Below are 21,087 nucleotides of genomic sequence, written 5' to 3'. Positions count from 1 at the left end.
ATGTTTGCTTGTGGATCAAGGCGAGAATATGGAGCCAATCGGGCGGTTTTAGGGTTTGCGTCAACAGTGGTGTTTTGCGGGCGGGATCGGCCACGCCCGCAAAACGGAATTACCCGATAGCGACGGCCATGCGCAGCGACAAATGATTTACGGACCCGTGCCGCTGGTACGAGACATCCTTTGCCAGATCGCGGATCAGAAACCAGCCAAAGCCGCCCTCGGGTGTATCCATCAGGTCAACGGCCACATTCACGGCCAGCCCAAGCGGGGTACATTCGCCAGGCATTGGCATCCCTTCGTCCGCAATACTGAAGTGCAGCCCGTCGCGCCGGTGTTGGCAGCGCAACCTGATCGGTCCGCTGCGGGCACCCGCCGCATAGGCGTGTTCGCAAATATTGTTCATCGCCTCGGCCAGTACCAGTTCGACCGCCCCAAACTCTTCGATATCAAGCGACAGTGGCGCAAGATTGCGCTTAAGCTGGTCCAGCGCTTGCCGCGCGGCTTGTGGCCCGCTGTCGACGTTTATCCGAACCTCGGGCAGCGAAGCGTGGACGGGGGGGATCGGGCTTTCAGCCAACATTGCCACCTCAGGTCGCCAGCGCGCTGCGCGCATCGTCCAGTGTGGGGTAAAGACTGAACACCGAATCCATGCGTGTTAGCCTGAACACCTTGTCCACGGGAGGTGTCAGCCCCGCCAGCGCCAGCTTGCGTTGTGGGGCCAGATGTTTCATCGCGGCGACAATCGCGCCCAACCCGCTGGAGTCGATAAAGCCAACCGCAGCCAGATCCAGCACGACCAGATCGGGGCCATCGTCAGTTGCGGCCCGCATCGCGTCCTTGAATTCGATCGCCACGGCGGCGTCGATCCGCGTGTCCTTGACCGTTACAATGCGTACTTGGTCTTCTGTTTTACTCGAGAGTTCCATAATAATCCCTCATGTCCTAGGCTCGCGACCATGATTAGGCCGCAAATCTTACCAACCCGTAACCACGGGTAGAACAATCAGAAGGTGAACTATGACTGAAGTGATCATTTCCGGCGCCTCGCGCACACCGATGGGCGGCTTTCAGGGCGCGCTTTCCGGTTTGACGGCCTCCGAACTGGGCGGAGCGGCCATCCGCGCTGCACTGGCCGGTGCAGGCGCGGATACGGTGGACGAAGTTTTGATGGGCTGCGTATTGCCTGCCGGTCAGGGGCAGGCCCCCGCGCGCCAAGCGGGTTTTGCCGCCGGTCTGGGCAAAGAAGTGCCTGCCACCACGCTGAACAAGATGTGCGGATCAGGCATGAAAGCAGCGATGATCGCCTTTGACCAGATCGCGTTGGGTCACACCGGTCTGATGGTTGCGGGCGGCATGGAAAGCATGAGTCAGGCGCCCTATCTGCTGCCGCAAATGCGCGCAGGCGCTCGTCTGGGTCACGGCAAGACAGTTGATCATATGTTTCTGGATGGGCTTGAAGACGCCTATGACAAGGGGCGCCTGATGGGCACCTTTGCCGAAGACTGCGCCGAGGCATTCCAGTTCACCCGGGAAAAACAAGACGAATTTGCGCTGGCGTCGCTGACCCGCGCACTAGAGGCGCAAAGCAGCGGTGCTTTTGCCGATGAAATTGCGGCAATGGACGTCAAATCACGCAAGGGCTCCGTAACCGTCAGTGCGGATGAACAGCCCGCAAACGCCCGCCCCGAGAAAATCCCACAACTTAAACCTGCATTTCGCGAAGGCGGCACTGTCACAGCGGCCAACTCGTCTTCGATTTCGGACGGGGCCGCGGCGCTGGTTCTCTGCTCTGCCGAAACGGCCAAGGCGGGTGGTCTGACCGTGCGTGCCCGTATTCTGGGTCACGCCAGCCACGCGCAGGAACCGGGATTGTTCACCACAGCCCCCGTGCCCGCCGCGCAAAAGCTGCTGGCACGCATCGGTTGGACCAAAGACGACGTGGACCTGTGGGAGGTGAACGAGGCATTTGCCGTCGTACCTCTGGCCTTTATGCATGAAATGGGGCTGAGCCATGACATCGTGAACGTCAACGGTGGTGCCTGTGCTTTGGGCCATCCCATCGGTGCATCTGGCGCGCGCATCATCGTGACGCTGCTGAACGCTCTGGAAAAACGCAACCTCAAGCGGGGCATTGCCGCCATCTGTATCGGCGGCGGCGAAGGCACGGCCATCGCAATCGAGCGCATGTAGAGTTTTCAAGCCCTGAGCAGGTGTAACCGCCGCTCAGGGCTTTGGACGGGACAGCCTTAGCGGGCCGCCCTCAAGTCAGTGATTCAAGTGTCGTTGGACAGCGCACTCTGACACGAGTCTGCAAGTGCACGGTGCGGGTTTTCAGTCCCAAGCGGTGTGGCCCAGCCGGCATCTTCTACGATGCTGCGGCGTTTCCAGTCGTTGGCATCGGCAAGCTCCGCCATCACCACGCCAGACTTTGGATCGTTCTTTGATTTCAAGACGCAGTATGGGGTCAGTGCCAAAGCGACCGCCGCCGTCGAATCTTCGTTGGACATTTCTGTGGCAGAACTACCCGTGACCCATCCGCCCCAGTTAAAGCCGATGATCGACACCGCAATAGCGCCCAGGACCGCGCCAAAAAGCGCGGGTTTCATTCCATCTGGAAGTTTCATTGATATCCGATCTGTTGGAGAAATGCGCGCATGATTGCGCGGCTGAATGTAGTGTAACACAGTTTTCCACCGAGCGGGGACCGTTCTGGGATTTAATGCCTCGGGTGCATTTGACAGATGGAAGGTCACAGGCAATATCGCACAAGAATCCACACATTTCCGACAACAAGGCGCCTCTCATGGTTGATTACAAAACGCTGGACCGAACGCTGCAATCGTTGACCGACGGCGAGGATGATATTATCGCGCTGATGGCCACCGTCGCCTGTGAGGTGCATCATTCCGACGACCGGTTCGATTGGACGGGCTTTTACCGCGTCACGGCCCCCGAGATGTTGAAAATCGGTCCCTATCAAGGCGGTCACGGCTGTTTGCAAATCCCGTTTTCGCGTGGGGTGTGCGGTGCGGCGGCGCGCACGGGGCAGGTGCAACTGGTGCCGGATGTCGAGGCATTTGCCGATCACATTGCCTGTGCCAGCAGCACGCGGTCGGAACTGGTGATCCCTGTTCACGACAGCAACGGCGCGTTGATCGCGGTGTTTGATATCGACAGCGACCAGCCCGATGCGTTCACCCAAACCGATGCGGATGAAATGGGTCGCATTCTGGCGGAGATTTTTGGACGCTGACCGGTGATGCATGAAATTTCATCTTGATTTTTCATGCATGCTAACGCACCGTGAAATTATAAGGTCAATTTTCACCGCGAGTCGTACATGCTGCAATCTTCTCCTGACACTGCCAAAACGCTGGGCGCGGATTTGCGTGCGCTGCGCAAGGCGCGGGGGATCACATTGCAGGAAATGGCGGATGTGCTGGGCCGCTCGGTTGGATGGCTTAGCCAGGTGGAACGCGACCTGTCCGAACCCTCGATCACCGACCTGCGCCACATCGCGGCGCATCTGGGGGTGTCGGTGTCGATGTTGTTCCGCCATGCCGCCGCCCCTGTGAACGAGGCCGGATACATCGTACGCAAGGACGCGCGGCGGCCCATCGGTTCACCCGTCGCCGGACTGGTCGAGGAATTGTTGTCGCCCGACCTGACCGATGACTTTGAAATGGTGCATTCCACCTTTGCGCCGCAGTCCGAAATTGTCGATCTGGTGACGCGCCCCACGCAAGAGGTCGGATATCTGGTCTCGGGTATGCTGGATCTCGAGATTGCAGGCACCCGCTATACCATTCACCCCGGTGACAGCTTCCGCATCCGTGGAGAGCCGTTTCGCTGGATAAATCCCTATAATGGGCCTGCCGTGGCGATCTGGGTTATCGCTCCTCCTGTGTATTGAAGGTGACTTTATGTACAAATCAACTCCGGCCAATCTGACGGGCCGCTGCCTGTGCGGCGGCGTTACGTTCACAGCCACCGCAACAGCCAAAGACCCCGCTGCCTGTCACTGTACCCAGTGCCGCAAGCAGTCGGGCCATATCTGGGCATCCGTTCAGGTGCCGCTGTCGGCCTTTGCGGTAAAGGGTGACGTGCGCTGGTACGCGGCCAGCGACACCGCCAAGCGTGGCTTTTGCCCCACTTGCGGGTCGTCACTGTTCTGGAAAAGCCATGCCGAAGACGAAATCGGCGTGGCGCTGGGCGCGCTTGAGGCCCCGACGCACCTTACCCTGAAACGCCACATCTTTACCCAAGACAAGGGCGATTATTACCAAATCACCCCGCAGCAGGATCAGGATACATGAGCACATTTCCGACCACCGCCCGTGTCGTCATCATCGGCGGTGGCGTCGTCGGCACCTCGGCGCTTTATCATCTGGCCAAGGCAGGCTGGACGGATTGTGTTCTGCTGGAAAAGAACGAACTGACCGCAGGCAGCACATGGCACGCGGCGGGCAACTGTCCCAGCTTCAGTACGTCTTGGGCGGTGATGAACATGCAACGCTATTCGCTGGGTCTTTATGCCGGACTGGCCGAGGCGGTGGATTATCCGATGAATTATCACGTCACCGGATCGGTGCGGCTGGGCCATTCCCGCGAACGGATGCAGGAATTTGAACGCGCCCGCGCGATGGGTCGCTATCAGGGGCTTGATCTGGAAATGATGGCGGTCAGCGACATCAAGGACCGTTATCCGTTCATCGAAACCCATGATCTGGCGGGCGCATTGTGGGATCCTGACGACGGCGATATCGACCCTGCGCAGCTGACGCAGGCACTGGCCAAGGGCGCCCGCACAATGGGTGCGCGCATCGAACGCTTTTGCTCCGCCACCGGCATCAGCCGCGAAGGCGGCGAATGGATTGTTCACACAGATAAGGGCGACATCCGCTGCGAAAAGGTGGTGAACGCGGCCGGATACTACGCCCAGCGTGTCGGTGAATGGTTCAAGCCCTTTGGCGGGCGCACGGTGCCAATGACGGTGATGAGCCACCAGTATTTCCTGACCGAAGAAATCCCGGCTCTGGCCGACTGGACCCGCGAGAATGGTCGCAAAGTGCCGCTGCTGCGCGACGTCGACAGCTCGTATTACCTGCGGCAGGACAAGAACGGCCTGAACCTTGGCCCATACGAGCGTAACTGCCGCGCACATTGGGTCACCCCCGACGACCCGATGCCCGAAGATTTCAGCTTTCAGCTTTATCCCGATGATCTGGAACGGCTGGAATGGTACATCGAGGATGCGATGGCCCGCGTGCCGATCCTTGGCACTGCCGGTGTGGGCCGCGTCATCAACGGCCCCATACCCTATGCCCCCGATGGCCTGCCACTGCTTGGCCCGATGCCCGGCGTGCCCAATGCCTTCGAGGCCTGTGTGTTCACCTTTGGCATCACCCAAGGCGGCGGCGCCGGTAAGGTTCTGGCCGAATGGGTGACCGAGGGCCAGACGGAATGGGACATGTGGTCATGCGACCCGCGCCGCTACACCGACTATACTGATCAGGACTATTGCAACCAAAAGGCGATGGAAACCTACGGCCACGAATACGCCATGCACTTTCCGCACCATTCCTGGCCTGCGGGGCGCGACCGTAAACTGTCGCCCGCCCACGATCAGGTGCTGGCCAAGGGCGGTGTCATGGGCGCCTACAACGGTTGGGAGCGCGCCAACTGGTTCGCACAAGAGGGCGATGACCTAAGCGAAGCCGCCACCCAGACTTGGGAACGCGCAGGCCCGTGGACCGACCGCGTGCGCGAAGAGGTCGAAGCGGTGCGTGACGACGTGGGTGTGCTCGACCTGCCGGGGTTCTCGCGGTTCAATCTGTCGGGCGCTGGGGCTGCCGAATACCTGCGTGGCAAAATCGCCGGTGGCCTGCCCAAAATCGGGCGCATGAACCTTGGCTATTTCCCCGACAGCCGTGGCCGCATCCTGACGGAAATGTCGATCCTGCGCCATGACGAAGACGTGTTCACCCTGATTACGGCAGCAACCGCGCAATGGCACGATCGGGATGTGCTGCGCGACGGGTTGCCGGATGGGCTCGGCCTGACTGACCATACGGGAAAGTATGGAACGCTGATCGTCACCGGACCCAACAGCCGCGCCCTGTTCGCGCGGTTGGAGACCAAGGCCGATCTGACCGCGCCTTGGCTGTCGCATCAAACCGCCACCGTGGCTGGCATTCCCTGTGCCCTTGCGCGTGTATCTTTCGCAGGTGAGTTGGGCTGGGAAATTCACGCGGCCAATGCGGACATCGCGGCGCTGTATCAGGCAGTGACCGGTGCGGGGGCGAAACCCTTTGGCATGTACGCCCTGAACGCCATGCGCATCGAAAAAGGCTATCGCGCGTGGAAGGGCGATCTTAGTACGGATTACACCCTGTTCGAAGGCGGTCTCGACCGTTTTGTCAAACTGGACAAGCCGCAGGATTTTCCCGGCAAGCAGGCGTTGCACAACGAAAAACAACAAGGCTCTGCAAAGCGCTTTGTCACTTTGATTGTCGACGCAGGCGAGTCTGACGCGCCCTATATGTCCACGCTGTGGCACGACGGTAAAATTGTGGGCGAAACCACCAGTGGCGACTGGGGCTATCGTGTCAACGCTTCTATCGCGCTGGGCATGGTGCGTGCCGATCTGGCAGTGGCAGGCACCAAGTTGCAGGTCGATATTTTCGGCGTCAAACACGGCGCTGTGGTGCAGCCGGACCAACCTCTGTGGGATCCGCAAAACAACCGCTTGCGGGCCTGAGGAAATGATTGATACGGCACCCGCCATATCAGCTTGCGCAGGAAAAAGACGATGACGCAAATTACCCTTCTCGACGGCGGCATGGGGCAGGAACTGATCCACCGCGCAGGCGACAGGCCCACGCCGCTGTGGTCTACCCAAGTGATGATTGATCACCCTGGAATGGTGGCAGAGGTCCACCGCGATTTTACCGCAGCGGGGGCCACTATCGCCACCACGAACACCTATGCCATCCACCGCGACCGGTTGGTCGGCACGGATATGGATGACCAGTTCAACACTCTGATCGACCGCGCCCTGACCGAGGCGCGCGACAGCAATGCGCCGCGTCTGGCGGGGGCTATTGGTCCGCTCGTCGCGTCCTACCGCCCCGATCTGCATCCGGACCCCGACACCGCCATCCCGCTCTATGCCGAAGTGGCGGGCCTGCTGGCGCCCACCTGCGATCTGCTGATCTGCGAAACTGTTGCGTCCCTCGACCATGCGCGCAGCGTTCTGGTCGGCGCGAGTCAAGCCGGCAAACCTGTCTGGCTGGCGCTGACTGTCGATGACCGTGACGGCACCAAACTGCGCTCGGGCGAACCGGTGCAGGACATCCTGCCCATCGCCAGCGGCAAGGCGGCTGCCATCCTCATCAATTGTTCGGCACCCGAAGCAATCCCTGCGGCCCTTGCGATCTTGTCTCAAGGCGCGTTGCCCTTTGGCGCTTACGCCAATGGCTTCCAGCGCATCACCGAAGAGTTCCTGCAAACCCGCCCCACCGTTGCTGACCTCCAAGTCCGCCACGACCTGACCCCTGCCACCTACGCCGATCACGTCATGGCTTGGATCGATGCGGGTGCCACCATCGTCGGCGGCTGCTGCGAGGTCGGGCCCGCCCATATCGCTGAAATCGCCCGCCGCCTGATCGCTGCAGGCCACACGCTCGCCAAACCCTGATTTCTTTTGGCCCCATCTATCCCGGGGGTTCGGGGGCTGGCCCCCGATCCACCCGCGCAACCCAGACGGAGACCTCTCATGCCTGATCTTCCAAGCACTGCTCGCGTTGTCATCATCGGTGGCGGGGTTATCGGTTGTTCCGTCGCCTATCACCTGACGCAACTGGGTTGGACCGACGTTATTCTTCTGGAACGCAAACAGCTGACATCGGGCACCACATGGCACGCCGCCGGACTGATCGCGCAACTGCGCGCAACTGCCAATATGACCAAGTTGGCCAAATACTCCCAAGAACTCTATGGCAATCTGGAAGATGAAACAGGCGTGGCCACAGGGTTCAAGCGGGTGGGGTCAATCACTGCCGCGCTGACCGATGAACGTCTCGAAGAACTGCACCGTCAGGCTGCGATGGCCCGCGCATTTGGTGTGGCCGTCGAAGAAATCAGCCCGTCCGAGGTTAAGGCAAAGTACGAGCACCTGAATATCGACGGCGTCACCGGTGGTGTTTACCTGCCGCTCGACGGACAGGGCGATCCGGCGAACATCGCGCTGGCACTGGCCAAGGGCGCGCGGCAGCGTGGGGCGCGCATTCAAGAACGCGCCGCAGTCACCGGCATCACGCGCGCAGGTCGCCGCGTTACTGGCGTTGACTGGCTGGGCGAGGATGGCACCAGCGGTCACATCACCTGCGACGCGGTTGTGAATTGCGCCGGCATGTGGGGCCATCAGGTGGGCCGCATGGCGGGTGTCAACGTACCGCTGCAAGCCTGCGAACATTTCTACATCGTCTCGGAACCCATCGCCGGACTGACCCCGATGCCAGTGCTGCGGGTGCCGGATGAATGCGCCTATTACAAAGAAGATGCGGGCAAAATCATGCTGGGTGCCTTTGAACCGGTCAGCAAACCGTGGGCCGTGAACGGCATCCCTGCCGATTTCGAATTCGATCAGCTGCCCGAGGATTTCGACCACTTCGAGCCGATCCTCGAGGCAGCGGTAAACCGGATGCCGATGCTGGCCGAGGCGGGGATTCACACGTTCTTTAACGGACCCGAAAGTTTCACCCCCGATGATGCCTACCATCTTGGTCTTGCCCCCGAGATGGACAATGTCTGGGTCGCGGCGGGCTTCAACTCGATCGGCATCCAGTCGGCGGGGGGCGCAGGTATGGCGTTGGCCCAGTGGATGGACGCGGGTCAAAAGCCGTTCGATCTGGGCGACGTCGACATTGCGCGGATGCAGCCGTTTCAGGGCAACAAAACCTATCTGGCCGCGCGCGCATCCGAAACGCTTGGCCTGCTTTACGCCGATCATTTTCCTTACCGTCAAAAGGCCACCGCCCGCGGCATCCGGCGCACGCCGTTCCATCACCACCTGCTGGAACAAGGTGCGGTTATGGGCGAACTCGCGGGTTGGGAGCGTGCCAACTGGTTCGCAAACGCACGTCAGGTGCCGGAATACAGCTATAGCTGGAAACGCCAGACTTTCTTTGAAAACATTGCCGTCGAACACCGTGCCGTGCGCGAGAATGTCGGAATTTACGACATGTCGTCCTTTGGCAAGATCCGCGTCGAGGGGCCGGACGCCTGCGCCTTTCTGAACCATATTGGCGGAGGCCAGTACGACGTGCCTGTGGGGCGCATTGTCTACACCCAGTTTCTGAACCCGCGCGGCGGTATCGAGGCGGATGTGACCGTGACCCGCCTGAGCGAAACCGCCTATCTGGTCGTCACCCCCGCCGCCACACGTCTGGCGGACCAGACGTGGATGATGCGCAACAGGGGCGATCATAACGTGGTGCTGACCGATGTGACAGCATCCGAGGCCGTGCTGGCTGTGATGGGCCCCAACGCGCGTACACTGTTGCAGATGGTGTCGCCTGCGGATTTCAGTAATGAAGCCAACCCTTTCGGCACGGCCCAAGAGATCGAGATTGGCATGGCACTGGCCCGCGTTCACCGCGTGACCTATGTGGGCGAACTGGGTTGGGAGGTGTATATCAGCGCCGATATGGCGGGTCATGTGTTTGAAGTATTGCACGCCGCTGGCCAACAGATAGGGGCCAAGCTGTGCGGGATGCACATGATGGACACCTGCCGCATCGAAAAGGGCTTTCGCCACTTCGGTCACGACATCACCGCCGAGGACCATGTGCTGGAAGCGGGTCTTGGGTTTGCGGTCAAGCTGGACAAGCCTGCGTTTATCGGGCGCGACGCGGTGCTGCGGAGAAAGGAAAACGGACTGGAACGGCGTCTTGTGCAGTTCCGCCTGACCGATCCCGAACCGCTGCTCTATCATAACGAGCCGGTGCTGCGCGACGGCAAGATCGTCGGCCATCTCAGTTCGGGGGCGTATGGTCACCACTTTGGCGTGGCGATGGGCATGGGCTATGTCCCCTGCGCGGGGCAAAGCGTGGCCGAGGTGCTGGGCTCGTCCTACGAGGTCGATGTGGCGGGTCGTCGTTACGCGGCCGAGGTGTCGCTGAAACCGTTCTATGATCCGACAGGCGCGCGCACCAAGGTCTGAGCCTCTGGCGCACCCCGATTGCGGGTGCTAGGCAGCGGGCGAACCAGCAGGACAGACCCGATGCGCACACCCCCCGCCCCGAACGTACAGGCCCCCAGTGGCGACACACCGCAGGGTTTGGGCTTTGCGCTTGGCGCCTATATCCTGTGGGGGTTTCTGCCGTTGTACCTGAAGGCCGTCAGCCACATCCCCGCCGCCGAGGTGGTGGCGCACCGGATCATCTGGGCGGTGCCGATCGCGGGCGCATTGCTGATTGCGCTGGGCCGCACCCGTGATTTGCGCACGGCACTGCGCAGCCCGCGCACGTTGGCAATGGGCTGTGTGACGGCGGGGCTGATTACAATCAACTGGGGTATCTACGTCTGGGCCATCGCCGAGAATCGCGCGCTGGATGCGGCACTGGGGTATTACATCAACCCGCTGTTCAGCGTGGCGCTGGGCGCTTTGCTGCTGGGTGAAAAACTGGACAGGTTGCAACTGGCCGCTGTGGGGCTGGCCCTGTGCGCGGTTGTCGTTCTGGCCGCGACGTTGGGGTCGGTGCCTTGGGCTGCCATCGCCATCACGGTCAGCTGGGGATTTTACGCACTGGCCAAGAAACAACTGCCCATTGGCCCCAATCAGGGCTTTCTGCTCGAAGTGTTGATTCTGTTGGTCCCTGCGCTGGCCTATGTCGGCTATCTGAATACCACGGGCCAAAGCCATTTCGCGACGGGCGACGCCCGCGACACTTGGTTGCTGCTGGGGTGCGGTGTGGTCACGGCTGTGCCGCTGATCCTTTATGCAAACGGGGCCAAGCGATTGCGGCTGACCACCATCGGCGTGCTGCAATATGTGGCCCCGACGATGATCTTTCTGGTGGCGGTCTTTGTCTTTCAAGAACCCTTTGGTCAGGCACGGATGATCGCCTTTCCAATGATCTGGGGTGCCTTGGTGCTTTATACTATCTCGATGATCCGACAGATGCGTGGCCGCGGCGCCTAGCTTATCGCCTCGCGGAACGTGGCAAAGTCGGGGTCTTTGGCGATGCGGGCCATCATCGCCTCGCGCAGCGCGCCGATGGTTTTATAGGGGCGCATCACCACCTCGAATTCCTGAATTAGCCCGTCGTCATTCAACGTGATCAGATCAACGCCCACGGCGTCCAGACCTTCGACCTTGCATTGAAATTCCAGCATCCAGTCGCGTCCTTCACTCAGCACACGGCGATAGGTGAAATCGGTAAACACCGCATTCACATGCCGCAGCACCGCTGCCACGGCCGCACGGCCCGTCCACGTTTTCCAATAGGTCGGCGGCATAAACCGGATGTCTTCGGCAAACAGCGGCAGGATTGCGTCATCGTCTTTGGCCAGAACCGCGTCATGGAAAGCTTGGATCGTGGTGTGCATGTGTGGGCCTTTCGTGTCTGTGCTTGAAACTACAGCCTACATCTGGAAAGCAGCGGCATGGAAACTGTTTATACGCCCCCGACCGATCCTTTGGTTTTTTTGCACGACGACGCGGACATTGTTGTGGTGGACAAACCCGCGGGCTTGCTCAGCGTGCCGGGGCGGGGCGACCATCTGGCAGATTGCCTGATCAGTCGCGTGCAGGCGGTGTTTCCCACGGCCTTGGTGGTGCACAGGCTGGACCGTGATACCAGCGGTGTGATGGTTTTTGCCCTGACACCTCACGCGCAACGCACCCTGTCGACCCAGTTTGCCGAACGTAAAACGCAAAAAACCTATGTCGCACTGGTTCAGGGCGTGCCCGAAGTGGACACGGGCACTGTCGATCTGCCGGTGATCGTGGACTGGCCGAACCGTCCGCTGCAAAAGGTCTGCCACGAGACGGGCAAGCCAGCGGTGACTGACTGGCGCGTACTGAAACGGCAGGGGGACACGGCGCGCATGCGTCTGGTGCCGCACACGGGGCGCACGCATCAGCTGCGGGTGCATATGCTGGCGTTGGGGCATCCGATCCTTGGTGATCCGTTCTATGCCCAAGGGGCCGCTGCCGACCACCCGCGCATGATGCTGCACGCCGAGGAGTTGCGTCTGAAGCACCCCGAGAACGGCAAGTCGATCCGCTTTCGCGCCAAAGCGCCTTTCTAGCCGGACGTGTCGACGCTGATCCAGCGTGCGGGCAGAATGTCGGGGTTGGACATGGCCGTATCAGCGAACCACTGCGCGGGGCCCGCCACGATGCTGTCAGGCGTCTCGCCCAGCCATGCGGCCCACCAGCTGAATGATGAATTGGCGATGATATTGTGCTGGCACTGCGACATCAGGCGCAAGTCTTCATAGTCCGCATCCGGTCCGTTAAAGTCGACGACCACTTTTTCAAAGGGCAGCGGCAGGTTTTCCTTGGCCCAAGCGGGATCATCAGAGAACACGAAGACCGTGGGATCATTTTCCATACGCTTCCGAACAGAGGTAAGCGCGGCGTCGTAATAGGCTTGATCGCACAGCGCCATCGCGTTTACCGCAACATAGTCCCCCCGCCGCACATGCAGCGCCACCGATGGGCCGCTGGCAATCCGCGCTGCCATTTCTGTATTCTGCGCAGACATTGGCGTGCGAAAGGCAAAAGCGCTGCGGATGTCCTGCGCGATGGCGGCAAAATACCGCTCGGACTGCCAGTAGCCGTGCAAATAGCTGTCGTCCGACCATTGCGTGAATGCGCGATCATAGCCCAACCCGTTTTCACGCCGGATGCGCGGACGCAACCCCAAGGCCCGCCACGCAGCATAGGCCAAGGGACGTTCATGTTTGGCAGGGGGCAGCGGCGCCTGCGCCAGATCGGGCAGATCAAATACCCGCAGCAGCGAGCCCTCGTCTTTGTGCAACGCCGTACGGTCGTCCAGAACCACGCGCGTGCAATGGTGTTCTGCCAGAGCACGGGCGGCGGCGTATTGGAACATCTGGTTGCCCAAACGTCCGTGCAAACGGGAAAAAATCATGACGCTGCCTTGGTTAACGGTTATCTGTTGGTGTTGAATACGCGCATTCGCGGAACCGGGCCAGATCAAAGAGGCACCCATGACGATCAAGAGCGAACTGACTAAACTGTGGAACATTGCGACAAACCCATCCTACCGCGCCGCACGCGCGCCGTATCGGGCGTTTCGCAAAGCGCACGGAAAGCAGACGCCCGCGCAGTTTGCACAGGTCAAGCAGGGGGATGTGGTGCTGGACGTCGGTGGATATATTGGCGATTGGTCTGACGACATGACCAAACGCTACTCCGTGATGTCCCATGTATTCGAACCCCATCCAGGCTTTGCCACCGCGATGTCAGAACGATTTGCAGACCGCAGTGATGTTCACGTGCACGCCTATGCCATTGGCAGCGCGGACGGCAGTCTTGACCTGTCTGATCAGGACAATGCCTCGTCCGCATTGGTTAGTGACGGGCCGACCGTGCGCGGTACCGTTCGGGCGTTGGGGCCTGTAGTGGATGAATTGGGGCTGACTGAGGTCGCTGTGGTCAAGATGAACATTGAAGGCGGCGAGTATGATCTGTTGCCAGCAATGATCGAAAGCGGGTTCATGCAGCGCATCAATCGTCTGGTGGTGCAGTTTCACAAATACGGCCCCGAAGATGTGGCGCGGCGCGATGTGATCCGCGAGGGGTTGTCGCGCACGCATGTGTGTGAATGGGCCTATCCGTTCGTCTGGGAACAGTGGGCCAGAAAAACGCCGGAGATGACACGGGGCGAAGGATAACCTTCGCCCCATATCCGCATTATTGTTAGGGCTGTGATTACTCGGCAGCCCAGCCCGAGACAGCTTTGACCTCAAGGAAGTCCTCGATGCCCCAGACGCCGCCTTCGCGGCCATTGCCCGATTGTTTCATGCCGCCAAAAGGCGATCCAGCTGCGCGGCTGGTGCCGTTCATCTCGACCATGCCCGAGCGCAACTGCTGTGCCAGACGGTTGGCGCGTGCGCCGTCTTGTGTCTGGACGTAGTTGGTCAGGCCATAGACCGTGTCGTTGGCGATCTCGACAGCTTCCTCTTCGGTGTCGAAGGGAATAATCGACAGCACGGGGCCAAAGATTTCCTCGCGCGAGATGGTCATATCACGGCCCACGTCGGCAAAAACCGTCGGTTTGACGTAAAAACCACGGTTCAGTCCCTCGGGGCGACCGGTGCCACCGGCAACCAGACGGGCGCCTTCGTCGATGCCCTTCTGGATCAGATCCTGAATCTTGTTCCACTGCACTTCGTTGACAACCGGCCCGATGTGGTTGCCCTCTTCCGATGCGGGGCCGACGGTAACCTTGCTGGCCACGGTTGCCGCTTCGTCCACCACACGGTCGTAGATGCCGCGCTGCACCAGCATCCGGCTGGGCGCGTTGCACGACTGGCCGGTGTTGTTCATCATGTGCAAAACGCCGCGTTTCACGGCCTTTTCATCGGCATCTTCAAAGATCAGGTTGGCGCCTTTGCCTCCCAGTTCCAGATGCACGCGCTTCAGCGTATCGGCGGCATTTTTGGAAATCAGCGTGCCTGCGCGGGTCGAGCCGGTAAAGCTGACCATGTCCACATCCTTGTGACCGGACAGGGTGCTGCCAACGCCGGGGCCGTCGCCGTTGACCAGATTGAACACACCAGCGGGAAAGCCTGCTTCGTCCATCAGTTCGGCAAAGATCATCGCGTTCAGCGGGCTTTCTTCGGACGGTTTCAGAACCATCGTGCAGCCTGCGATGGCTGCCGCCCCCACCTTCAGAGTGACTTGGTTCATCGGCCAGTTCCACGGGGTAATCAGGGCTGCAACGCCTACCGCTTCATAAATGATCCGGTCGTTCGGGGCGTGGTCCCCCAGCGGGCGGACAAAGTCGAACTTTTTGGCGGCTTTGATGAAGTTGGACAGGTGCCATGTGCCGGCACCAACCTGAGACGATTTCGACATGGAAATGGGCGCGCCCATCTCGGTGCTCATGGCTTGGGCCAGATCGTCGGCGCGGGCATTGTAGACCTCGACCAGCTTTTCAACCAGCGCGATACGCTCGGCTGCGGGCGTGGCCATCCAACCGGGCAAGGCGGCTTTGGCGGCGGCGACTGCGGCGTCGGCGTCGGCTTGGCCGCCCAGCGAAATGACGGCACAGGGTTCTTCGGTCGAGGGATCGATGACATTGTGGTCACGACCTTCGATCGGTGCGACCCATTTTCCGTTAATGTAGAAGTCACGTTTCTCCAGCATGGCTAAGCCTCCTTGTAGGTGCGGAATTTGGCCGCACTCTTTCACCACAAAACGGGACGCGCAAGTCGGGGGATGCAACCCGACGCAAGCCACACTACATTGTGCAGTAGAATTCATAATAGGAGGACCACCCATGTCCCTGCGTATCAACGACACTATTCCCGACCTGACTGTTGAAACCGACCAAGGCAGCTTTGGCCTGCACGAGTGGATTGGTGACAGCTGGGCCATCCTGTTTTCGCACCCCAAGGATTTCACCCCTGTTTGCACCACCGAGTTCGGCGCAGTGGCGCAACTGTCCGATGAATGGGCCAAGCGCGGCACCAAGGTGATCGGGGTCAGCGTCGATAACGTGGAAGAGCACAAGAAGTGGAAGGGCGATATCGAATCGTCTTCGGGGGCCAAGGCCGGCTTTCCAATCATCGCGGACAGCGGTCTTGAGGTGTCCAAGGCTTTCGACATGCTACCCGCCGAAGCATACATGCCCGACGGTCGCACCCCCAACGACAGCGCCACCGTGCGTGCCGTGTTCATCATCGGCCCCGACAAAAAGCTGAAGTTGTCGATGACATATCCGATGACCGTGGGCCGCAACTTTGCCGAAGTGGTGCGGGCGCTGGACGCGCTGCAAACATCCACAGGTCACGGTGTTGCAACGCCTGCCAACTGGAACGTGGGCGATGATGTGATCATCCCAACATCGGTGTCCAACGAAGACGCCAAGGCCAAGTTCGGTGATTTCGAAACCGTTCTGCCCTATTTGCGCAAGGCACCGCTGCCGAAATAAACTAGCATTGCGGACGTGCCGCCACCGCGCGGCGATACCGCCAGCGATTGATTTCCCGCATCAGCTTGCCGCTGGTGCGGGTTTTCTTCTGGATGGTCGAGCCGCCCAGATCAGCTGTCAGTTCGCGCACGCCGTTGGGTAGGATTGTATGTACGGGCTGGCCGTGTATCCAGTGCATTTGCAGGAATGTGTCCACCGGCCGGTCCAAAACCCCTGTCGCAGCCAGCAGCCGTTCAGCCGCGTTGCGCCCCACAACCTGAAACACCGTTTGCAGGCCGATCACGCGGGGCAGCATTAGCGTACAGGGCCCGTCACTGGCGAGCGTCTGACACGCGTCTTCGCGGGCTTTGGCAGGGATGCGGATAAAACTGTCGGCAGTCGCGTGGGCGTCGATCAATGCCTGGACATGAGCCCAGTGGGTGGCGTCCAGCGCAAGATCATCTTCGGCGATCAGGGCGCAATCCCACCCTTCATCGACAATCCGTTGCCAACAGGCGCGGTGCGATAGAAAACAACCGACTTCGCCCGCGCCGATGGGAAAGGGATAGTGCGGCTGGTGGATGTCCCCGCGCGCCGGCGTCACACCTGCATCGGCCCCGCGCACGGCCTCGATCACCTGCGCCCCGGGCAGCGTTTGCAACAACACTTCGACGTTGGCACGGCGCTGTGTGGCGCTGGACATATGTATAATCAGCGATGGCATGCAGAATGGCTAACGTGAATGACGCGCCCGCACCAGTGGTCAGAGCGGCAACTCGGTGGTTGATTTCAGTTCCTTGAGTACAAATGACGATTGCACTTCGCGCACAAACGGACTGCGCAGCAGGGTGTGGGTCATGAAATGCTCATAGGCTTCAACATCGGCCACGCGCACTTTCATCTGATAATCGGCAGCGCCCGATGTGGCCAGACACTCGACAACCTCAGGATGTCCCGCGATCAGCGTGGCAAAGCCGGACACTGTTGCTTCGGCGTGATCGCGCAGGGTGATGGCCGCCAGAACCGTCAGTTTGCATCCCGCATGCACCGGCGAGAGAAGCGCGACCCGGCACAGAATAGCGCCAGAGGCTTCAAAATCCTGGATTTTGCGCCAAACCGTACTTTGCGCCATGCCGCAGGTCGCGGCAATTTGTGCCAAAGATTGACTGCAATCGCGTTGTAGTTCCCGCAATAATGCCTTTTCGGTAGGGGAAAAATTCATACTAAGTCCGCCATATGGATTTTCGTGTTTATAACGGCTGCACTGTGCGAAAGGGAACCCTTGTCTGTGCGAACCCGAACCGAACCGCTCTTGCAAGGGGGCGTTGGGTTGCCGACATATTTAGAATGACATTCTGAAATCATGGAGTTCCCGACATGGCTGACGTTCCAGCGCACGCACCTCTGTTTAATGAATTGAAACTGGGCTGCATCACTGCGTCCAACCGTATCGTGATGGCCCCGCTGACGCGGTCACGCTCGACGCCCAAGGAAAACACCCAAACCGGTCTGCACACTGTTTATTACACGCAACGCGCTGGCGCAGGGTTGATTGTCTCAGAGGCCACGCAGATCAGCACCGAAGGGCAGGGCTATGTCTGGACTCCGGGCATTTTTAGTGATGCGCAAGTGGACAGTTGGAGGCCGGTGACTTCGGCAGTTCATGCCGCTGGCGGGCATATATTTTGCCAACTATGGCATGTCGGCGCGATCAGTCATAATGTGTTTCACGATGGCGCGGCACCTGTGTCATCCAGCGCATGGACACCCAAAGGTGACGCCTTTGTGGGTGATCGTCACCCCGACGGCCCGATGGTGCCGCACCCCGAAGCGCGTGCGCTCACGCTGGACGAGATTCCGCGCGTTATCGAAGATTACCGCCACGCCGCCAAATGCGCCGACAAGGCAGGCTTTGACGGTGTCGAGTTTCACGCGGCCAATGGCTATCTGATCGACCAGTTTTTGCGGTCGTCTGTGAACAAACGCGATGACAAATATGGCGGGTCGGTCGAGAACCGCGTACGTTTGTTGGTCGAAGCTGTCGATGCGCTGATTGACGTGCTGGGGGCGGATCGCGTTGGCGTGCGTCTGTCGCCGATGGGCGGGGCGGGCGGATCGCAAGATGCCAACCCGATGGAAACCTATGTTGCAGCGGCCAAGGCGTTGTCAGGCAAGGGGCTGGCCTATTTGCACGTTGTCCGTTCGGGCGATCCTGAGAATACAAAGATCGTGGATGCCATGCGCGCGGCTTTCGATGGCCCGTTTATCATAAACGGTGGCTTCAAACCCGAAGAAGCCGCCCAGTGGATCGAAGAGGGACGCGCCGACGCTGTTGCCTTTGGACGGATGTATATTGCCAACCCCGACCTGACCAAACGGATCGCGCTAGACGGCCCCTATAACGAGGCGAACCCCGCCACGTTCTATGGTGGGGGCGCAGAGGGTTATACCGACTATCCGATCTTGAACGGTACGGCCCAAGCGGCCGAGTAATTCCGGTCGCAGATGAAAAAGGGCCCCGGTGGAAACACCGGGGCCTTTTGTATTCTCAAAAGAACAAAGCGCCTTATTCGGCGTCTTCTTCTTTTTTGACTTCTTCGCCGGTTTCCTGATCGACGACTTTCATCGACAGGCGCACCTTGCCACGGTCATCAAAGCCCAACAGCTTCACTTTGACCTCTTGGCCTTCTTTCAGCACATCCGACGGATGGTTCAGACGGCGGTTTTCGATCTGGCTGACGTGGACCAGACCATCGCGCTTGCCAAAGAAGTTCACGAAGGCGCCGAAATCGACGATCTTCACGACGGTGCCGGTATAAACCGCACCTTCTTCGGGTTCGGCCACGATCGACCAGATCATGTCATAGGCTTTCTTGATCGCTTCGCCGTTGGGCGACGCAATCTTGATGATGCCGTCGTCGTTGATGTCGACTTTGGCGCCCGACACTTCAACGATTTCACGGATCACTTTGCCGCCCGAACCGATGACTTCGCGGATTTTGTCTGTCGGAACCTGCATGGTTTCGATGCGCGGTGCGTGAACCGAGAAGTCCGACGCGCCGGTCAGCGCTTTGTTCATCTCGCCCAGAATGTGCATACGGCCCGCTTTGGCCTGCTCCAGAGCTTTTTCCATGATCTCGGGCGTGATGCCTGCGATCTTGATGTCCATCTGCAACGACGTGATGCCGTTTTCGGTACCGGCCACTTTAAAGTCCATGTCGCCCAGGTGGTCTTCGTCACCCAGAATGTCGGACAGGATCGCGTAGGAGCCGTCTTCTTCCAGGATCAGACCCATCGCCACACCGGCCACAGCCGATTTCAGCGGAACGCCCGCGTCCATCATCGACAGCGAACCGCCGCAGACCGATGCCATCGAGCTGGAACCGTTGGATTCAGTGATCTCGGAGACGACGCGGATGGTATAAGGGAAGTCGGTCGATGCGGGCAGAACTGCCTGCAGCGCGCGCCATGCCAGCTTGCCGTGGCCAATTTCGCGACGGCCCGGGCCAGAGACACGACCCACTTCACCCACAGAATAGGGGGGGAAGTTATAGTGCAGCAGGAAGTTGGATTTGAAGTTGCCGTGCAAGGCGTCGATGAACTGTTCGTCATCGCCGGTGCCCAGCGTGGTCACAACCAGACCTTGGGTTTCGCCACGGGTGAACAAGGCCGAACCGTGGGTGCGCGGCAGAAGACCGGTTTCGCACACGATGTCACGGATCTCGTCGGTTTTACGACCGTCGATGCGCTTGCCTGTTTTCACCACGTCACCGCGCAGGATAGACGCTTCCAGCTTCTTCAACGCAGAACCCAGGTTCGGGTCTTCTTTTTGTTCGTCCGACAGGGCCGCCAGAATGGTGTCACGGGCAGCAGCAACAGCCGATGTGCGCTCTTGCTTGTCGCTGATCGCAAAGGCGGCGCGCATTTCTGTCTCGCCAGCGGCTTTGACAGCAGCGGACAATTCGGAATAGTCGGCAGGCTGGAAATCGAACGGCTCTTTTGCAGAGCTTTCAGCCAGTTCGATGATCAGGTCGATGACCGGCTGGATTTGTTCATGTGCGAATTTCACCGCACCCAGCATTTCGGTTTCCGACAGCTCGTAGGCTTCGGATTCAACCATCATCACGGCGTCTTTGGTGCCGGCAACAACCAGATCAAGACGCTGATCGGGGTTCAGGCGCAGGTCTTGCATGTCGTCGACCGTGGGGTTCAGGACGTAATCGCCGCCCTCGAAACCAACGCGGCAAGCCGCGATCGGACCCATAAAGGGCGCACCTGAAATGGTCAGCGCGGCACTGGCGGCGATCATCGCAACCATATCCGGGTCGTTGACCAGATCATGGGACAGAACGGTACACATCACCAGAACTTCGTTTTTAAAGCCGGGGACGAACAGCGGGCGGATCGGACGGTCGATCAAACGCGCGGTCAGGGTTTCTTTCTCGGTGGGGCGGGCCTCACGTTTGAAAAAGCCACCGGGCACTTTGCCCGCAGCATAGTATTTCTCTTGGTAATGGACGGTCAGCGGGAAAAAATCCTGACCGGGTTTTTGTTTTGTGGCAAAGGTTACGTTTGCCATGACCGAAGTCTCGCCCAGCGTGGCGATCACAGACCCGTCCGCCTGACGGGCCACTTTTCCGGTTTCCAGTGTCAGCGTCTCTTCGCCCCACTGCATCGATTTCGTCGTTACGTTAAACATCTACGTTCCTCAGGTTGGCCATATCGGCCATTTGCTTAGGGGCCGTATTGCCCCTGACTCCGGTATCTTCTTTTCGGGCGCTGGAGTCCGGGCGCCGATCTCAGATTGGCGGGGCATACAGTGTTTTGAGCTATATGGAAAGCCTTTGCTGCTATGGCGATGCGGTGCCTGATGCCCTCAAAAGAAACAACCGCGCCCCGAAGTGCAGGGCGC

At 59.8% G+C, this 21,087-nt stretch carries 21 protein-coding genes; 12 read left to right on the top strand and 9 right to left on the bottom strand.

Going from position 1 to position 21,087, the window contains the following annotated elements:
• Positions 1–109 precede the first annotated feature (109 nt).
• Both SULPSESMR1_RS14570 and SULPSESMR1_RS14565 read right to left on the bottom strand, forming a co-directional pair.
• Positions 110–580, bottom strand: coding sequence for an ATP-binding protein (locus tag SULPSESMR1_RS14570; protein WP_089421477.1), 471 nt, complete (start codon positions 578–580; stop codon positions 110–112).
• A 7-nt stretch (positions 581–587) separates the two neighbouring features.
• Positions 588–926 (bottom strand): STAS domain-containing protein, encoded by a 339-nt coding sequence (locus SULPSESMR1_RS14565; protein ID WP_089421476.1) that lies wholly within the window; start codon positions 924–926, stop codon positions 588–590.
• A gap of 91 nt (positions 927–1,017) precedes the next feature.
• On the opposite strand from SULPSESMR1_RS14565, the gene SULPSESMR1_RS14560 reads away from it, so the two are divergent.
• The gene (locus SULPSESMR1_RS14560; RefSeq protein WP_089421475.1) at positions 1,018–2,190 is read left to right on the top strand and encodes a thiolase family protein; all 1,173 of its coding nucleotides are present in this window, start codon (positions 1,018–1,020) and stop codon (positions 2,188–2,190) included.
• Positions 2,191–2,273: 83 nt separating this feature from the next.
• Here the strand turns inward: SULPSESMR1_RS14560 and SULPSESMR1_RS14555 are convergent, their stop codons facing one another.
• Positions 2,274–2,624, bottom strand: coding sequence for a hypothetical protein (locus tag SULPSESMR1_RS14555; protein ID WP_089421474.1), 351 nt, complete (start codon positions 2,622–2,624; stop codon positions 2,274–2,276).
• Between the two features lie 179 nt (positions 2,625–2,803).
• Between SULPSESMR1_RS14555 and SULPSESMR1_RS14550 the strand changes: the two genes are divergently transcribed.
• The 7 genes from SULPSESMR1_RS14550 (at position 2,804) to rarD (ending at position 11,206) form a co-directional block, all read left to right on the top strand.
• Positions 2,804–3,253: a GAF domain-containing protein gene (locus SULPSESMR1_RS14550; protein ID WP_240311401.1), complete on the top strand. Its 450-nt coding sequence runs from the start codon at positions 2,804–2,806 to the stop codon at positions 3,251–3,253.
• Between the two features lie 87 nt (positions 3,254–3,340).
• Positions 3,341–3,913 carry a helix-turn-helix domain-containing protein gene (locus SULPSESMR1_RS14545; RefSeq protein WP_089421472.1) on the top strand — a complete coding sequence of 191 codons (573 nt, stop codon included), beginning with the start codon at positions 3,341–3,343 and terminating at the stop codon, positions 3,911–3,913.
• 10 nt (positions 3,914–3,923) lie between these two features.
• Positions 3,924–4,316, top strand: coding sequence for a GFA family protein (locus tag SULPSESMR1_RS14540; RefSeq protein WP_089421471.1), 393 nt, complete (start codon positions 3,924–3,926; stop codon positions 4,314–4,316).
• Entirely contained in the window at positions 4,313–6,760 is a 2,448-nt protein-coding gene (locus tag SULPSESMR1_RS14535) for a GcvT family protein (RefSeq protein WP_089421470.1), read from the top strand. The genes SULPSESMR1_RS14540 and SULPSESMR1_RS14535 overlap by 4 nt, the downstream gene beginning before the upstream one ends.
• Positions 6,761–6,811: 51 nt before the next feature.
• Positions 6,812–7,699: a homocysteine S-methyltransferase family protein gene (locus SULPSESMR1_RS14530; RefSeq protein ID WP_089421469.1), complete on the top strand. Its 888-nt coding sequence runs from the start codon at positions 6,812–6,814 to the stop codon at positions 7,697–7,699.
• 78 nt (positions 7,700–7,777) lie between these two features.
• Positions 7,778–10,225: a GcvT family protein gene (locus SULPSESMR1_RS14525; protein ID WP_089421468.1), complete on the top strand. Its 2,448-nt coding sequence runs from the start codon at positions 7,778–7,780 to the stop codon at positions 10,223–10,225.
• A 60-nt stretch (positions 10,226–10,285) separates the two neighbouring features.
• Entirely contained in the window at positions 10,286–11,206 is a 921-nt protein-coding gene (gene rarD / locus SULPSESMR1_RS14520) for an EamA family transporter RarD (protein ID WP_089421467.1), read from the top strand.
• On the opposite strand, the gene SULPSESMR1_RS14515 is transcribed toward rarD, so the two are convergent.
• On the bottom strand, positions 11,203–11,613 hold the full coding sequence (locus SULPSESMR1_RS14515) for a nuclear transport factor 2 family protein (protein ID WP_089421466.1): 411 nt from the start codon (positions 11,611–11,613) through the stop codon (positions 11,203–11,205). The genes rarD and SULPSESMR1_RS14515 overlap by 4 nt on opposite strands.
• Before the next feature lie 57 nt (positions 11,614–11,670).
• Between SULPSESMR1_RS14515 and SULPSESMR1_RS14510 the strand changes: the two genes are divergently transcribed.
• The gene (locus tag SULPSESMR1_RS14510; RefSeq protein WP_089421465.1) at positions 11,671–12,318 is read left to right on the top strand and encodes an RluA family pseudouridine synthase; all 648 of its coding nucleotides are present in this window, start codon (positions 11,671–11,673) and stop codon (positions 12,316–12,318) included.
• Here the strand turns inward: SULPSESMR1_RS14510 and SULPSESMR1_RS14505 are convergent.
• Complete coding sequence (locus SULPSESMR1_RS14505; RefSeq protein WP_089422344.1) at positions 12,315–13,166, bottom strand: alpha-1,2-fucosyltransferase; 852 nt, start codon at positions 13,164–13,166, stop codon at positions 12,315–12,317. The two genes, SULPSESMR1_RS14510 and SULPSESMR1_RS14505, sit on opposite strands and share 4 nt — an antisense overlap.
• Before the next feature lie 79 nt (positions 13,167–13,245).
• Between SULPSESMR1_RS14505 and SULPSESMR1_RS14500 the strand changes: the two genes are divergently transcribed.
• Complete coding sequence (locus tag SULPSESMR1_RS14500; protein ID WP_089421464.1) at positions 13,246–13,932, top strand: FkbM family methyltransferase; 687 nt, start codon at positions 13,246–13,248, stop codon at positions 13,930–13,932.
• A 37-nt stretch (positions 13,933–13,969) separates the two neighbouring features.
• Here SULPSESMR1_RS14500 and SULPSESMR1_RS14495 read toward each other — a convergent pair whose 3' ends face one another.
• The gene (locus SULPSESMR1_RS14495; RefSeq protein WP_089421463.1) at positions 13,970–15,409 is read right to left on the bottom strand and encodes an aldehyde dehydrogenase family protein; all 1,440 of its coding nucleotides are present in this window, start codon (positions 15,407–15,409) and stop codon (positions 13,970–13,972) included.
• A 133-nt stretch (positions 15,410–15,542) separates the two neighbouring features.
• Between SULPSESMR1_RS14495 and SULPSESMR1_RS14490 the strand changes: the two genes are divergently transcribed.
• Complete coding sequence (locus SULPSESMR1_RS14490) at positions 15,543–16,196, top strand: peroxiredoxin (protein WP_089421462.1); 654 nt, start codon at positions 15,543–15,545, stop codon at positions 16,194–16,196.
• 1 nt (position 16,197) lies between these two features.
• Here the strand turns inward: SULPSESMR1_RS14490 and SULPSESMR1_RS14485 are convergent, their stop codons facing one another.
• Both SULPSESMR1_RS14485 and SULPSESMR1_RS14480 read right to left on the bottom strand, forming a co-directional pair.
• A complete protein-coding gene (locus SULPSESMR1_RS14485) occupies positions 16,198–16,878 on the bottom strand; it encodes a glycosyltransferase family 25 protein (RefSeq protein ID WP_349813519.1) in 681 nt (226 codons plus the stop codon).
• A gap of 60 nt (positions 16,879–16,938) precedes the next feature.
• Complete coding sequence (locus SULPSESMR1_RS14480; protein WP_240311402.1) at positions 16,939–17,334, bottom strand: Lrp/AsnC family transcriptional regulator; 396 nt, start codon at positions 17,332–17,334, stop codon at positions 16,939–16,941.
• A gap of 218 nt (positions 17,335–17,552) precedes the next feature.
• Between SULPSESMR1_RS14480 and SULPSESMR1_RS14475 the strand changes: the two genes are divergently transcribed.
• Positions 17,553–18,668, top strand: coding sequence for an alkene reductase (locus SULPSESMR1_RS14475; RefSeq protein ID WP_089421459.1), 1,116 nt, complete (start codon positions 17,553–17,555; stop codon positions 18,666–18,668).
• A 73-nt stretch (positions 18,669–18,741) separates the two neighbouring features.
• On the opposite strand, the gene pnp is transcribed toward SULPSESMR1_RS14475, so the two are convergent.
• Positions 18,742–20,874: a polyribonucleotide nucleotidyltransferase gene (gene pnp, locus SULPSESMR1_RS14470; protein ID WP_089421458.1), complete on the bottom strand. Its 2,133-nt coding sequence runs from the start codon at positions 20,872–20,874 to the stop codon at positions 18,742–18,744.
• Between the last annotated feature and the right edge of the window lie 213 nt (positions 20,875–21,087).

The organism is Pseudosulfitobacter pseudonitzschiae, assembly GCF_002222635.1.
Lineage (GTDB): Bacteria > Pseudomonadota > Alphaproteobacteria > Rhodobacterales > Rhodobacteraceae > Pseudosulfitobacter > Pseudosulfitobacter pseudonitzschiae_A.
This window is presented reverse-complemented; position numbering and strand designations above follow the sequence as displayed.

Coding starts and splice junctions, on each gene's coding strand:
- SULPSESMR1_RS14570 (WP_089421477.1), bottom strand. CDS start 580: ATGTTGGCTGAAAGCCCGATCCCCCCCGTCCACGCTTCGCTGCCCGAG.
- SULPSESMR1_RS14565 (WP_089421476.1), bottom strand. CDS start 926: ATGGAACTCTCGAGTAAAACAGAAGACCAAGTACGCATTGTAACGGTC.
- SULPSESMR1_RS14560 (WP_089421475.1), top strand. CDS start 1,018: ATGACTGAAGTGATCATTTCCGGCGCCTCGCGCACACCGATGGGCGGC.
- SULPSESMR1_RS14555 (WP_089421474.1), bottom strand. CDS start 2,624: ATGAAACTTCCAGATGGAATGAAACCCGCGCTTTTTGGCGCGGTCCTG.
- SULPSESMR1_RS14550 (WP_240311401.1), top strand. CDS start 2,804: ATGGTTGATTACAAAACGCTGGACCGAACGCTGCAATCGTTGACCGAC.
- SULPSESMR1_RS14545 (WP_089421472.1), top strand. CDS start 3,341: ATGCTGCAATCTTCTCCTGACACTGCCAAAACGCTGGGCGCGGATTTG.
- SULPSESMR1_RS14540 (WP_089421471.1), top strand. CDS start 3,924: ATGTACAAATCAACTCCGGCCAATCTGACGGGCCGCTGCCTGTGCGGC.
- SULPSESMR1_RS14535 (WP_089421470.1), top strand. CDS start 4,313: ATGAGCACATTTCCGACCACCGCCCGTGTCGTCATCATCGGCGGTGGC.
- SULPSESMR1_RS14530 (WP_089421469.1), top strand. CDS start 6,812: ATGACGCAAATTACCCTTCTCGACGGCGGCATGGGGCAGGAACTGATC.
- SULPSESMR1_RS14525 (WP_089421468.1), top strand. CDS start 7,778: ATGCCTGATCTTCCAAGCACTGCTCGCGTTGTCATCATCGGTGGCGGG.
- rarD (WP_089421467.1), top strand. CDS start 10,286: ATGCGCACACCCCCCGCCCCGAACGTACAGGCCCCCAGTGGCGACACA.
- SULPSESMR1_RS14515 (WP_089421466.1), bottom strand. CDS start 11,613: ATGCACACCACGATCCAAGCTTTCCATGACGCGGTTCTGGCCAAAGAC.
- SULPSESMR1_RS14510 (WP_089421465.1), top strand. CDS start 11,671: ATGGAAACTGTTTATACGCCCCCGACCGATCCTTTGGTTTTTTTGCAC.
- SULPSESMR1_RS14505 (WP_089422344.1), bottom strand. CDS start 13,166: ATGATTTTTTCCCGTTTGCACGGACGTTTGGGCAACCAGATGTTCCAA.
- SULPSESMR1_RS14500 (WP_089421464.1), top strand. CDS start 13,246: ATGACGATCAAGAGCGAACTGACTAAACTGTGGAACATTGCGACAAAC.
- SULPSESMR1_RS14495 (WP_089421463.1), bottom strand. CDS start 15,409: ATGCTGGAGAAACGTGACTTCTACATTAACGGAAAATGGGTCGCACCG.
- SULPSESMR1_RS14490 (WP_089421462.1), top strand. CDS start 15,543: ATGTCCCTGCGTATCAACGACACTATTCCCGACCTGACTGTTGAAACC.
- SULPSESMR1_RS14485 (WP_349813519.1), bottom strand. CDS start 16,878: ATGTCCAGCGCCACACAGCGCCGTGCCAACGTCGAAGTGTTGTTGCAA.
- SULPSESMR1_RS14475 (WP_089421459.1), top strand. CDS start 17,553: ATGGCTGACGTTCCAGCGCACGCACCTCTGTTTAATGAATTGAAACTG.
- pnp (WP_089421458.1), bottom strand. CDS start 20,874: ATGTTTAACGTAACGACGAAATCGATGCAGTGGGGCGAAGAGACGCTG.